This window comes from Serratia sp. 2C06 (assembly GCF_050037615.1).
Lineage (GTDB): Bacteria > Pseudomonadota > Gammaproteobacteria > Enterobacterales > Enterobacteriaceae > Serratia > Serratia ureilytica.
The window spans coordinates 3305849-3319060 of the sequence record NZ_CP188299.1 but is presented as its reverse complement, the minus strand read 5'-3'; the positions used below and the strand labels follow the sequence as shown (position 1 = coordinate 3319060).

The following is a 13212-nucleotide window of genomic DNA, read 5'->3' as shown; positions in this document are numbered from 1 at the left end:
ATATGATTAGCATGATAATACTCTCCTGAATAAATACCGCTGAGACCTGCATGCGTCCTTGTTCCGACGGCCTCCCCGTCCCGCAACGCTATGGGGCGATCCTCGCCATCGCCCTCGGCATTACCGTATCCGTGCTCGACGGCGCGATAGCCAACGTGGCGCTGCCCACCATCGCGCGCGATCTCAACGCCAGTCCGGCCAGTTCCATCTGGGTGGTTAACGCCTATCAACTGGCGATCACCGTCTCTTTGCTGTCGCTGGCGTCGCTCGGCGATCTGGTCGGCTATCGCCGCATCTATCAGGCTGGATTGCTGGTGTTCAGCATCACCTCACTGTTCTGCGCCCTGTCCGACTCGCTGCTCACCCTGACCATCGCCCGCGTGCTGCAGGGCTTTGGCGCCGCCGCCATCATGAGCGTCAACACCGCGCTGATCCGCATCATCTACCCGCAGCGTTTTCTCGGCCGCGGCATGGGCATCAACTCGCTGATCGTCGCCTGCTCCTCGGCGGCCGGGCCGACGGTGGCGGCCGCTATCCTGTCGGTCGCGTCCTGGCAATGGCTGTTCGCCATCAACCTGCCGATCGGCATCGTCGCGCTGCTGCTGGGGATGAAATTCCTGCCGGCCAACGGCCAAAAAAGCGATAACCGCCGTTTCGATCCCACCAGCGCCGTGCTGAACGCGCTGACCTTCGGCCTGCTGATCACCGCCATCAGCGGCTTCGCCCAGGGCCAGAGCCTGACGCTGATCTTCAGCGAGATCGCCGCGCTGCTGGCGATTGGCGCGCTGTTCGTGCGCCGCCAGCTGCGCCAGGAATTTCCGTTGCTGCCGGTCGATCTGCTGCGCATTCCGATCTTCGCCCTGTCGATGGGCACCTCAATCTGCTCGTTTGCCGCGCAAATGCTGGCGATGGTGTCGCTGCCGTTCTTCTTGCAAAGCGCATTGGGCCGCGACGAGGTGGCGACCGGGCTGCTGCTGACGCCGTGGCCGCTGGCGATCGTGGTGATGGCCCCGATCGCCGGCCGGTTGGTGGAACGCGTGCATGCCGGCCTGCTGGGCTGCATCGGGCTGGCGGTGTTCGCGCTCGGGCTGTTCTCGCTGGCGCTGCTGCCCGCGGCGCCGTCGAATATGGACATCATCTGGCGCATGGTGCTGTGCGGCGCCGGTTTCGGCCTGTTCCAGTCGCCCAACAACCACACCATCATCTCCGCCGCACCGCGCAACCGCAGCGGCGGCGCCAGCGGCATGCTGGGCACTGCCCGTCTGCTGGGACAAACCTCGGGAGCCGCCCTGGTGGCGCTGATGTTCAACCTGTTCCCGGCCTCCGGCACCCACGCTTCACTGATCCTGGCTGGGGTGTTCGCCACCCTGGCGGCGGCCGTCAGCAGCCTGCGCATCACTCAACCGACGACGCAAACGGCGCAGCCCAGCCGCGAGGTGAAATAGCGCACATAAAAGAGCCGAGCCCTCATCGATTGTAAAACCGACGGGGCCAGCACTGGCGGCCGGGCCGCGTCGGGTGCGGTGCCGGGAGCATGGCAGGCCAGGCGTCAGTCGCCGCACCTCAACGGGCTGCGGCCTTGTCGTAAACAGGCTAAATAGGCGTCGTCATCCGGATACCAGCCAACAAGGCGTTGGCCGTCGTTATCCATCCCCTCGAAGGCCTTGAGCAGGCCGGGGGCGAACATGCGCTTTATCAGATCTTCGGACTGCGCGCTGTCGATGCGGCAGTCGCAGCGCGTTTCTCCGTCAACCTGAACGAAGTTCTGCAACGAAGCGAGACATCGCGCGTCGAGATCGCCATGAACATGGATAAACTCCCCCGTTTCTACCAGGGTGAGCGCGGTCAGGTCTCCCCCCACCACGAACGCGCCGTCGTTTCCTGAGCTGCAATAGGCATGGCGTATGCGGACATCGTCACGCACGACCAGTCCGCCCCAGCAAATCAGCGTATCCGCCTGCAGCCGCCCCAGCACGACAATGCCGCCGTCCTCTCGCTGCGGTGACACCGCCAGGCATCCCTCGACGATCACATCGCCGTCCACGATCAGGTAATCGTAATCGTGGCCGTCGTGCTCGTCGGGGAAAAACGCCGGCAGGCGCAGATCGCCTGAATGCCAGCGAATAACCGGCGGTTCATCATCGTCATCATGCCGGTTCAACAATTCCGCAACCGCATCGGCGACACCGCCAGCCAATGCGGCCAGGCGCGCCGACACCTCATCACCGTTGAGTAAGGGAAGGTGGTTGATTTTCATAGGGCCTCAGGGACAAATGTCATTGTGCCAAAGCATATAACATGCGCTTCCAAAGCCAAACAGGCGGTCGTGACCGGGCCCGATGCGGCTTGCCCTCTCACCGGGTGATCTGGCACCGCGCCAGCCCAGGCTGAGAGGCCGAAAGACGCGGTTTGCAGGTGGGCTTCAGCGACTTCGGGCGCTGCTGCACGGCATTAACGCCCGCAAACTTCGCTGAAGCGCTCATCCCATTCATTGCCGAATTTCATTGCTGAATCCGTCGCCGCCACTGAAATAGCGGTTCAGGCATGCCATAAAAAAACCCCGGCAAGCCGGGGTTTTTCATTTCATTCAGCCGATTACTTCAGGTACTGACCGGTGCGCAGCGCTTCGATGCGCTTGTCGAGCGGCGGGTGCGACATGAACAGCTCGCTGAACGACTTGGATTTGCCGTTGATGCAGAACGCCATCATGCTGCCCGCTTCCTGCGGTTCATAGCTGGTTTTCAGACGCTGCAAGGCGGCGATCATCTTCTCGCGGCCCACCAGTTTGGCGGAACCGGCGTCGGCATAGAATTCGCGGTGACGCGAGAACCACATGGTGATGATGCTCGCCAGGATGCCGAACACCAGTTCCAGCACCATCGACACGGCGAAGTAAATCATCGGGTTGCCGTTGCCTTCCCCTTCACCGTCGCGGTTGCCCAGGAAGCCGGCGGCAACCTGTGCGATCAGGCGCGAAATGAAGATGACGAAGGTGTTCACGATCCCCTGGATCAGGGTCATGGTCACCATATCGCCGTTGGCGACGTGGCTGATTTCGTGCGCGATAACCGCTTCCGCTTCGTCGCGGCTCATGCTCTGCAGCAGGCCGGTGCTGACGGCGACCAGCGAAGCGTCGCGCCGTGCGCCGGTGGCGAAGGCGTTGATGTCCGGCGCGTGGTAGATAGCGACCTGCGGCATGGCGATGCCCGCCTGCTGCGATTGACGGCGCACCGTTTCCAGCAGCCAGTTTTCGGTTTCGTTACGCGGCTGTTCAATCACTTCCCCGCCCACGGAGCGCAGCGCCATCCATTTGGACATCAGCAACGACACGAAAGCGCCGCCGAAGCCGAACAGACCGGCCATGATCATCAGGCCCTGAACGCTACTGGATTGGATTCCTGTCAGGCTGAGCACCAGCCCGAAAACCAACATCACCGCCAGGTTGGTGAGCAGGAACAGAGCTATACGCATCATAAAATGTTTACTTCCTCATAAATGTTAACAAAACACTGTCCAGATACCCTGGATCGTATGGGCATTCGTCACAGTTTCAAGAGTTGCGCGCCATTAACCTACTAAAAATACGAAACTTTACAAAAACGACGCGCGACCGGGATTTGGCAAATTGTAAACGATTGTTGCGCAAGGCGGAGGGATTTTGCAGAAAAATTTCTTTGCCCGCACGCCATGACAACGAGAACCGTTATCCTCACGCTTTATAGGCCAATATCCGCTCAGCGCGTTTCATCATACCCCGCCTGATTCAGCGGCGATGAAAGTTTGAATCTCGCGATTAATTGTTACATTATAACATCACAATTAATCGTAAAGGGATGTCAATCATGTTATCGCGTATCGTCTGGATGCTGGCGACGTGGCTGCTTTTCTGCCAGGTCGCGCACGCTGAAATTCACCTCACCGACGTTGAAGGACGCCAGGTTACCCTGGCCGCCCCCGCACAGCGCGCCTATATCGGCTTTTACTACGAAGATTTTCTGGCGGTGAACGGCCCGGAGAGTTATCAACAGGTCGTCGCCTTCTCCAAAAGCGACTGGGCGTTGCGCGCCAGCCAATGGACGCGCTATCAGGCGGCGCTGCCACGGCTCGCTCAACTGGTCGATGTCGGTTCGCTCTATAACCAGAGCTTCGATTTTGAACGCCTGCTGACCACGCGGCCAGACCTGCTGATCCTGGCGAAGTGGCAGCTCGACGGCTTCGCCAACTACCTGCCGGTGCTGCAACAGCTCAACATTCCTTACATCGTCGTCGACTTCAATCAGGGCGTTGAAGTCAAGCTCGCCAGCATCCGGTTAATGGGCCAGGCGATGGGCCACGCCGAGCGAGCGGAACGGCTGGCCGACGAATATCGCCAAAGTCTCGAGGATACCCGGCGGCGCATCCGCCAGGCGCAGCTGCCGCCGCCGGTCACCTACATTGAGCTGGGGGACAAGGGCCCCGGCGAGTACGGCAGCAGCTATGGCGCATCGATCTGGGGGCCGCTGCTGCAGCTGGCCGCCGCCGACAATATCGCCGCCGGCGTCGTCGGCAGCCCTTCCCCCTTGCGCGCCGACTATGTCCTGACCCGACGGCCCGAGGTGATTTTTCTCGCCGGTGGCGACTGGGAAAACATGCCGAACGCCGTGCCGATGGGCTACGGCACGCAGGCAGCCCCCCTACAGACGCGCCTGACGCAATACGCCCGGCGGGCGGGATGGCCGCAACTGCCGGCGGTAAAAAATCAGCGTCTTTATGCGCTTTACCATGGCGGCGCGCGCACGATTTACGATTTTATCTTTGTCCAGTATCTGGCGAAAGCGCTCTATCCCGCCGCGTTTGCCGATGTTGATCCCGCGCGCAATCTGGCGCAGTTCTACCATCAATATTTGCCGATAGAGGCGGACGGCGTCTTCTTGCAACGCTGGCAAGGAGAATAACCGTGGCCCACACAGGACGTGCGTTTTTGCGACGGCGCAGGCTGCGCCGCGGGCTATTGACGCTGGCGCTGCTCGGCGCGCTGCTGGCGGCGACCGCCATCGATCTCACCGTCGGCGCCGCGCAACTTGGCCTCACGGATATCGTGCGGATGCTTTGGCCCGGCTCTGCCCCCGGCAACGCACTGCATCAGGCGGTTTTTTGGTCGATTCGCTTGCCGATGACGCTCACCGCCTTGGTGGTCGGCGCCAGCCTGGCGCTGGCGGGCCTGCTGATGCAGACCGTGCTGGCCAATCCCCTCGCCAGCCCCTATACGCTGGGGATCTCTGCCGCGGCGGGGTTCGGCGCGGCGCTGGCGATCCTCACCGGCTTCAGCCTGGGCGGCGCGTTGGCGCTGGGCACGCCGTTGCTGGCTTCGCTGATGGCGCTGTTGGCTTGCGTGCCTGTCTATCTGCTGGGACAACGCCGCGGCATGACGCCGCAAATATTAGTGTTGAGCGGCATCGTGGTGCTGTTTTTCTTTCAGTCGCTGCAATCGCTGCTGCTGTTTCTGGCCTCGCCGGAAGCCATGCAGCAAATTGTCTTTTGGCTGTTCGGCAGCCTGCTCAAAGCCAATATGCACGGCGTGGCGATCACCGGCGTCGTGTTGCTGTGCGCGCTGTTCGTCAGTCTGCGGCTCGCCTGGCGGCTGACGGCGCTGTCCGCCGGCGAAGAGCAGGCCCAGGGGCTGGGCATCAATGTCAGCGCCTTGCGCAAGCTGGCCTTTCTGCTGGCGACCTTGCTGACGGCCGCCTCGGTCTCGTTTGTCGGCACCATCGGGTTCGTCGGGCTGATCGCCCCGCATTTCGCCCGCTTTCTAGTGGGTGAGGATCAGCGCTACCTGATCTGCATTTCCGCCCTCTGCGGCAGCCTGCTGCTGCTGTGCGCCTCGATCGTCGCCAAGCTGGTGATGCCGAACGGCGTGGTGCCCATCGGCATCGTTATCGCCCTGATCGGCGTGCCGGTGCTGTTTTACTTCGTCACTCGACAGGTTAAACGCCCATGACTCAACTGACCCTCACCCGCGTCGGCGTCTCGCTGCATCGCCGCTCGCTATTGGCAGACGTTTCATTGAGCTGGCCGGAGGCGCAGCTCGGCGGCATCATCGGCCCCAACGGCGCCGGCAAATCGACGCTGCTGAAAGCGATTAACCGCATGGTGCCGTGCAGCGGCGAGATCGCTTACCGCGAGCGCCCTCTCGATCCGAAAACCAGCCGTATCGCCTATGTGCCGCAGCTTAATCGCTGCGATTCGGCATTGACCGCTTTTGACATGGTGCTGCTGGGCAAGGTACGCCAGTTGAGCTGGCGCGTCAGCGCCGCCCAGGCCGATGCGGTCGAGCAGGCGCTTACGGAATGCGGCATTTCCGCGCTCGCCGATCGCCCCTTCAACCGTCTCAGCGGCGGCCAGCGACAGTTGGTGATGCTGGCTCAGGCCTTCGTCTCTCAGCCGCAGATCATTTTGCTCGACGAACCCACCAGCGCGCTGGATATCCACCACCAGCTGCGCGTGCTCAATCAGATCGCCGACTACGGCCGGCGCCACCGCTGCATCACGCTGCTGGTGATCCACGATCTGGGATTGGCGCTGCGCTATTGCCACTCACTCACGCTGCTCGCGCACGGACGCGTCGTTTGCCACGGCGATACCCATCAGATGATGGGACATCCGATGGTGTCTCGCGTATTTGGCGTCGGCATCGAAAACGGCGTCAGCCCGCAGGGCTACCCCTATCTGCTGCCGACACAGCTGTTACACGCACACGGAGAATCCCCATGTACACTCTGACCAAGGCGGACATGCTGGCGCAACTCGCCGGCTTGCAACAGGAAATTCACCAGCTTCACCGCTCCGCCCGGCAAGACAGGCGCCATTTTTCCCTGCTGGAACGTCGTTTCAGCCGCCTGCAGGCCTTTAACGACGAACCGCAGCTGCAGGCCTATCGTCAAAAGCTGGAAAACGACCGTTTGATAACGGCGCAGATCACCCAACTGCGGGCGACGGCCAACGCCGCGTTGTGCGACTACGAGAAGCATCGCGTCTCGGCGCTGTGCCGGGAACCGGCGCAAACCAACGCCTACCTGAACAGTTTCGACCGCGCGCTGCAGCTGGAGATCGCAGCCGCCGACATTAAACCCGGCGAACGGGTGCTGCTGGTGGGCAGCGGCGCATTGCCCACCACGGCGCTGGCGCTGGTCGCCAGGCTCTCCGCCACCGTCATTTGCTACGATTGCGACCCGGCGGCCCAGCGTTTTGCCCGCCGGCTCACGCGCCACCTGGGGCTGGTGCAGCAGATGCCCTGCATCGACAAGCTGAACGGCCTGACGCGCAACGATATCGATCACATCATCATCGCCTCCCTGGTGGCGGACAAGCAGGGTTTGCTGAAGGCGCTGCGGCCTTTGCTGCCCCAGTGCGGCAAATTGCTGGTGCGCTATGGCAACGGCCTCAAGTCGATCTTCAACTGCCCTTACCACCACCAGGCCGCCGGCTCGCCCTGGCGCGTCAGCGGTAAACCGCTCACCACCCCGCTGTACGATCTCTTGATTTTGGAGCCTCACCGCCATGAATAATGCCTTTCCCACCCTGATCCTCGGCGCCGGCCCGGCGGCGCTCCAACTGGCGGCGGACATCAAGGCCGCGGGCAATGCGCGCATCGGCCTGTACAACCGCCCCAGCGAAAAAGGGCGCCGCCTGAAGCAACATCTGGCGCACACGCCCAGCCTGTGGCTGACGGGCGCCGGTAAGGCGCAGCGTACCCAAGACGATGCGCAGGTGACGATTGACCGCTATTGCGATGATCTGGCGCTCGTCGGCGGCGACTGGCGCAGACTGATCCTTGCCGTCCCCGCCGATCAATACCATGACGTGCTGCGACAGGTACCATGGGCGGCGTTGCCCCAACTGCGCTCACTGATCCTGCTCTCTCCCTCCATCGGCTCCGGCTTGATGGCGCAAAGCCTGCTGCAGGAGGCCGGGCAATCCCACGTCGAGGTCATCAGCCTGTCGAGCTACTACGCCGATACCAAATACCAGAACGCCGAACAGCCTTACCGCGCCTACACCAAGGCGTTCAAGCAGCGGATTTATCTGGCCGGCGCAGGCGCAAGGTCAGACTGTGCCGAACTCGACTGGCTTTGCTCGCTGCTGGCGCGTCACGGCATTGACGCCCAACGCTGCAACAGCCTGCTCGCCGCCGAGCGCTTCAGCATCACCAATTATGTTCATCCTCCGCTGGCGCTGGCCGAAACCACGCTGCAGGCGATATTCCAGCCGCAGGCGCCGATCCAGTACCTGTATAAAACCCACCCCGAGGGCCCCATCTGTCCCGAGGCGATCGCCGACATGCTGGCGCTCTCGCAGGATTACCAGCAGTTGCTCAACCGGCTCGGCATCGAGGCCATTAACCTGCTGCGCTTTTTGAATGACGACAACTACCCGGTTCCGCCCCGTATGGTGAGCCGCCGCTGGATTGACCAATTCCCGCAGCTCGCGCCGACGGAGCAATGCTATGCGCTGTTTACGCGTTATACCGCGCTGCTGGTCGACCCCTATTCCGAGCCGGACGCGCAGGGCCGCTACTATGATTTTTCCGCCGTCAGGGTCGCCCGCGTCTTCCAGGATGCCCAGGGGCGCTGGCGCCTGCCGCGCGTGCCGCAAGAGGACGTGCGCAAACTGCGCGTCCTGGTCTTGCTGGCGCAGCGGCTTGACGTCGAGATGCCCGCCGCCCAGCGTCTGTTGGCCCGCTTTCAGCAGGCGCTGCAGCGCTTCGTCACCCGGATCGGCGCCGAGCATTGCCATCGCTCGTTGCTGGACGATACCTGCGACGAGCAGGCGGACATCATTTACCGACAATGGCGGAGGCAAGCATGAATCAGGGTGCGCTACTGGCCATTTTTGCCTCATTGATTTTCAGCGTCATGAACGCGCTGGTTAAAACCATCTCCGATGCTATTCCCACCGGTGAAATCGTGTTCTTTCGCAGCAGCATCGGCTGTGTGCTGGTTCTGCTGCTGATGTACCGCCACCGCATCGCCTTCAGCCGCGTAGACCGGCCGCTGCTGGTGTTGCGCGGCACCATGGGCGGGCTGTATCTCATTTGTTATTTTTACAGCATCGCCCATCTGACGCTGGCCGACGCCAGCATGCTGGCCTACCTGTCGCCGTTTTTCTCCATTTTGCTCTCCTTGCTGGTGCTGCGTGAACGGGTCAGCGCCTGCACCGCGTTTTGGCTGGCGATGGTCATCATCGGCGCCGTGCTGCTGGTGCGGCCGTGGCACTTCTCGGCCTATACCCTGGCGTCGCTGGTCGGCGTGATGAGCGCGGTGTTCGCCTCGATCGCCTATCTGTCGGTCAACAAACTCAGTAAGCGCCACCACAACTACGAGATCGTGTTCTACTTCCTGTTCATCGCAACGCTGATCTCGCTGCCGCTGATGTGGAACGCGTTCGTTTGGCCCAACGCCTATCAGTTCGCCATTCTGCTCGCCATCGCCCTGGTGTCGCTGTTGGGGCAGGTCGTCTTAACCCAGGCCTTCTCTTCCGATAACCTGATCGTGGTCTCGGTGGTGCGCTATATCGGCATCGTGTTCAACATCGCCTGGGGTTGGCTGTTCTGGCATGAGATCCCGCTGCTGCTGTCGCTGTTCGGCTGTCTGCTGGTGGTGGTTTCCTGCATTCAGCTCGGGCTGCGTCACCGTAAGAAACCGGCTTAAGCCGGGCTTGCCGCAACCAAAAAAAAACGCACCCGAGGGTGCGTTTTTCACAGGCAAAGCCGTGGCCTTATTTGGCCGGCGTCGGCTGCTGAGCAGGCTGATCCTTTTCCAGATGAGCCAGGTCCAGCGCGATATGCACGGTTTCATCCAAGTACGGATCCGGCTCCTGGTAATCCTTCGGCAGATCGTCGAGCGATTTCAGCGGCTTCTTGCCCGCACGTTCCAGACGCTCGTTGATGCGTTTCAGACGGGTCGCGTCGTCATCGTGATTCTCTTTCTCGCGTACCGCCAGATTGAGGGACACGATGTTGCGTTTATCCTTCAGCGCCTTGTAATGCGCGATATCCTGCGCGATGTACTGGAACTCCGGATTTTGCGCGATGCGCTGCTGGTGATCTTTCAGCAGCTCCGGCTCGAACGGCGCCATATCGCCGGTCTTGCTGTAGGTCGCCGCATTGATGCTGTCCCACGGCATGGCGTTGTCTTCAAACGCTTCGCCGGTTTCCGCCGGATCGACGCCGGTCGGCATCAGAATGTCCGGCGTCACGCCCTTGCGCTGGGTGCTGCCGCCATTGACGCGGTAGAACTTCTGAATGGTGTACTGCACTGAACCGAGCGCCGGCCACTCAGGGCGCAGCATCTGATCGTAGATACGGTTCAGCGAACGGTACTGCTGCACGGTACCTTTACCGAAGGTCGGCTCGCCGACAATCAGCGCGCGGCCGTAATCCTGCATCGCCGCCGCGAAAATTTCGGAGGCGGAGGCGCTGAAGCGATCGACCAGCACCACCAGCGGGCCTTTATAGTAGGTCACGCCGTCGGTGTCGGCGTCTTCGCGCACTTTGCCGTTGTTGTCGCGCACCTGCACCACCGGGCCGCTCGGAATGAACAGGCCGGACAGCGACACCGCTTCGGTCAGCGCGCCGCCGCCGTTGGTGCGCAGATCGATGATCACGCTCTTGACGTTCTGCTTGGCCATCTTCTGCAGCTGCACTTTCACGTCATCGGTCAGACCGACATAGAAGCCGGGGATGTCGAACACCGCCACCTTCTCTTTGCCGACGGTCTTGATGGTCATTTTCACCGCGCGGTCTTCCAGACGGATGCGCTCGCGGGTCAAGGTGACCACGCGGGTTTTGGTGCCCTTGCCGGCCGGCAGGATCTCAAGGCGCACCTTGCTGCCCTTCGGCCCTTTGATCAACGACACCACGTCGTCCAGGCGCCAGCCGATCACGTCCACCATCGGTTTGCCGGCCTGGCCGACGCCGACGATGCGATCGCCCACGGTGATCGCCTTGCTCTTCGCCGCCGGACCGCCCGGCACCATCGAGTTGATCAGGGTGTAGTCGTCATCCATCTGCAGCACCGCGCCGATGCCTTCCAGCGACAGGCTCATCTCGGTGTTGAACTGCTCGGTGTTGCGCGGAGACAGATAGTTGGTGTGCGGGTCGATTTCATGCGCAAAGGCATTCATCGCCAGCTGGAAGACGTCTTCGCTGTTGCTTTGCGTCAGGCGCTTGATGGCGAACTGATAGCGCTTGGTCAGCGTGTCGCGGATTTCTTTGTCGGTCTTGCCGGTCAGCTTGAGGTTCAGCTCGTCATACGTGACTTTCGCATCCCACAGGCTATCCAGCTCGGCCTTGTCTTTCGGCCACGGCGCTTTGCTGCGGTCGAGATCGATAGTGCCGTTGCCGGTGAAGTTCATCGGCTTGTCCAGCAACGACAACGCATAGGTGTAACGCTCAAAGCGGCGTTTCTGCGCCAGATTGAACAGCGCGTAGAAGGTGTCCAGCTTGCCGGTTTTCAGCTCTTCGCCAACCTGATTGCGTTTGCCGGCGAACTGCGCCACGTCGGAGGCCAGCAACACGTTATGGTTGTAGTCCAGCATGTTCAGGTAGCGATCGAAGATCTTGCCTGAAAATTCCGCATCGAGGGCGAACTGGCGGTAATGAGAGCGAGTGAAGCGCGAGGTGACGCGCTCACTCACCGTAGCGTGCTGGGGTTCCTGTTGCAGTTGGGGCAGTTGGCCGATGCGGATGTTGGCTGTTTCCGCGCCGTAACTGACACCCGCCCACAGCAGCCCTGCAATCGCTGTTAATCTGACGAATTTGTTCATGCCTGGGTTGGCCTCCGTATCAGAACTGCAAGTGTTCTGCGCGCACAATCATCGCCAGACCGGAAGAGAGCTGCACACGTACGCCATCTTTAGCGATTTCGAGTACGGTAGCATCCATCGCGCTCTTGCCTGCTCTGACTTTGATTTCCTGGCCAATTTGCAGTTTAGAGATATCCGTGACTGGCGCATAACGCGGCTGGCTTTCCTCTTTGGCTGCACGAGGTTGGCGAGCGGGCTGTGGGCGAGTTTGTGGGCGCGGCTTGCGGTTTTCCGGCGCGGCTCCGCCTTCGCGACGCGCAGCGGGCTTTTTACCGGCTGGACGCGGACGGCGCGGAGCGGCATCGGCGGATTCGCCGGCGGCTTCACGTTTTTTGGCGTTTTGTTCGGCACGCTGTGCCTGAACGCGCGCTTTGGCTTCTTCAAGCTGCTGGCGAGCATGATCGACATGCTGCTGCTCCAGTTCACCGCACGGATTGCCGTCCAGATCGACGCGCTGCGCGCCAACCTTGACCCCGTACAGGTAACGCCAGCTTGAGGTGTATAGGCGCAGGGCAGAACGCAATTGCGTTTTGCTGAGATTCTCTTCCCCCTGCACGCGCTCTACCAAATCCTGAAAAATACCGATTTTCAGCGGACGAGCTTCGCCTTCGGCGCTAAAGCAGAGCGGAAAACGCTCGGCAAGAAAAGCAATGACTTCTTTACTAGAGTTCAACTTAGGTTGATTTTCCATGAAATTTCCTGATTACAACGGTATTGCCAACAAGCCACAGGCATGAACAGGCGTCATTATAATGACGCCATCGGTAATTGCCACGTTAACCGTCGATCAACTTGCCGCCACAGTCACATATTTCGCACTGTCACACTGTTCCAGTTGCTCACAAAGCCCCGCCACCACTGCTTTCAGGCCCACTTCGTCCTGTTCGTCGAAGCGTTGATAAACCGTGCTATCGATATCCAAAACGCCGATCGCTTGGCCGCCAACCGCCAGCGGCAGCACGATTTCCGCGTTGCTGGCCGCATCGCAGGCGATATGGCCCGGAAACGCATGCACGTCACCTACGCGCTGCACGCGATTTTCCGCCACCGCCGTGCCGCACACGCCCTTGCCCACCGGAATGCGCACGCAGGCGATCTTGCCCTGGAACGGCCCCAGCACCAGTTGGTCGCCATCCATCAGATAGAAACCGACCCAGTTCACGTCATCCAGACGTTCGTTGAGCAACGCGCTGGCGTTGGACAACGCCGCGATAAAGTTGGTTTCCCCGCCGAGCAACGCGCTCAGGTCACGTTTTAATTCCGCGTAGAATTGTTCTTTTGTCATGTGTTAACCATTGAAACAGTGAAGATGGCCAGAAGCCCAAAGCTTAGGCCCTATAAAATAAGCATTAAATGCGTATAGCCACAAGG

12 protein-coding genes are annotated in these 13212 nt (G+C 61.0%); 7 read left to right on the top strand and 5 right to left on the bottom strand.

Annotated features, from left to right (window positions below; genetic code table 11):
- The first annotated feature begins 50 nt into the window (after nucleotides 1-50).
- The gene (locus tag ACP3TA_RS16490; RefSeq protein ID WP_033642854.1) at nucleotides 51-1445 is read left to right on the top strand and encodes an MFS transporter; all 1395 of its coding nucleotides are present in this window, start codon (nucleotides 51-53) and stop codon (nucleotides 1443-1445) included.
- A 104-nt stretch (nucleotides 1446-1549) separates the two neighbouring features.
- Here the strand turns inward: ACP3TA_RS16490 and ACP3TA_RS16485 are convergent, their stop codons facing one another.
- Together ACP3TA_RS16485 and htpX are read right to left on the bottom strand one after the other, a co-directional pair.
- Nucleotides 1550-2257, bottom strand: a complete 708-nt coding sequence (locus ACP3TA_RS16485) for a hypothetical protein (RefSeq protein WP_033642853.1) — start codon at nucleotides 2255-2257, stop codon at nucleotides 1550-1552.
- A 338-nt stretch (nucleotides 2258-2595) separates the two neighbouring features.
- Nucleotides 2596-3474, bottom strand: coding sequence for a protease HtpX (gene htpX, locus ACP3TA_RS16480; RefSeq protein WP_033652481.1), 879 nt, complete (start codon nucleotides 3472-3474; stop codon nucleotides 2596-2598).
- A 368-nt stretch (nucleotides 3475-3842) separates the two neighbouring features.
- On the opposite strand from htpX, the gene ACP3TA_RS16475 reads away from it, so the two are divergent.
- The 6 genes from ACP3TA_RS16475 to ACP3TA_RS16450 are packed head-to-tail and all read left to right on the top strand — an operon-like array spanning nucleotide 3843 to nucleotide 9686.
- Nucleotides 3843-4934 carry an ABC transporter substrate-binding protein gene (locus tag ACP3TA_RS16475; RefSeq protein WP_163965168.1) on the top strand — a complete coding sequence of 364 codons (1092 nt, stop codon included), beginning with the start codon at nucleotides 3843-3845 and terminating at the stop codon, nucleotides 4932-4934.
- Nucleotides 4935-4936: 2 nt separating this feature from the next.
- Nucleotides 4937-5977, top strand: coding sequence for a FecCD family ABC transporter permease (locus tag ACP3TA_RS16470; protein WP_033652483.1), 1041 nt, complete (start codon nucleotides 4937-4939; stop codon nucleotides 5975-5977).
- Entirely contained in the window at nucleotides 5974-6759 is a 786-nt protein-coding gene (locus tag ACP3TA_RS16465; RefSeq protein WP_004931489.1) for an ABC transporter ATP-binding protein, read from the top strand. The genes ACP3TA_RS16470 and ACP3TA_RS16465 overlap by 4 nt, the downstream gene beginning before the upstream one ends.
- Entirely contained in the window at nucleotides 6747-7544 is a 798-nt protein-coding gene (locus ACP3TA_RS16460; RefSeq protein WP_033642848.1) for a nicotianamine synthase family protein, read from the top strand. Before ACP3TA_RS16465 ends, ACP3TA_RS16460 begins: the two co-directional genes overlap by 13 nt.
- On the top strand, nucleotides 7537-8844 hold the full coding sequence (locus ACP3TA_RS16455; protein ID WP_197815629.1) for an opine metallophore biosynthesis dehydrogenase: 1308 nt from the start codon (nucleotides 7537-7539) through the stop codon (nucleotides 8842-8844). The genes ACP3TA_RS16460 and ACP3TA_RS16455 overlap by 8 nt, the downstream gene beginning before the upstream one ends.
- A complete protein-coding gene (locus ACP3TA_RS16450; RefSeq protein ID WP_033642846.1) occupies nucleotides 8841-9686 on the top strand; it encodes a DMT family transporter in 846 nt (281 codons plus the stop codon). The genes ACP3TA_RS16455 and ACP3TA_RS16450 overlap by 4 nt, the downstream gene beginning before the upstream one ends.
- A gap of 67 nt (nucleotides 9687-9753) precedes the next feature.
- Here ACP3TA_RS16450 and prc read toward each other — a convergent pair whose 3' ends face one another.
- The 3 genes from prc to ACP3TA_RS16435 form a co-directional block, all read right to left on the bottom strand.
- Nucleotides 9754-11802, bottom strand: a complete 2049-nt coding sequence (gene prc, locus ACP3TA_RS16445; protein WP_033642845.1) for a carboxy terminal-processing peptidase — start codon at nucleotides 11800-11802, stop codon at nucleotides 9754-9756.
- Between the two features lie 19 nt (nucleotides 11803-11821).
- On the bottom strand, nucleotides 11822-12532 hold the full coding sequence (gene proQ, locus ACP3TA_RS16440) for an RNA chaperone ProQ (RefSeq protein WP_004931497.1): 711 nt from the start codon (nucleotides 12530-12532) through the stop codon (nucleotides 11822-11824).
- 96 nt (nucleotides 12533-12628) lie between these two features.
- Nucleotides 12629-13126, bottom strand: coding sequence for a GAF domain-containing protein (locus ACP3TA_RS16435; RefSeq protein ID WP_042784326.1), 498 nt, complete (start codon nucleotides 13124-13126; stop codon nucleotides 12629-12631).
- Nucleotides 13127-13212: the final 86 nt, after the last annotated feature.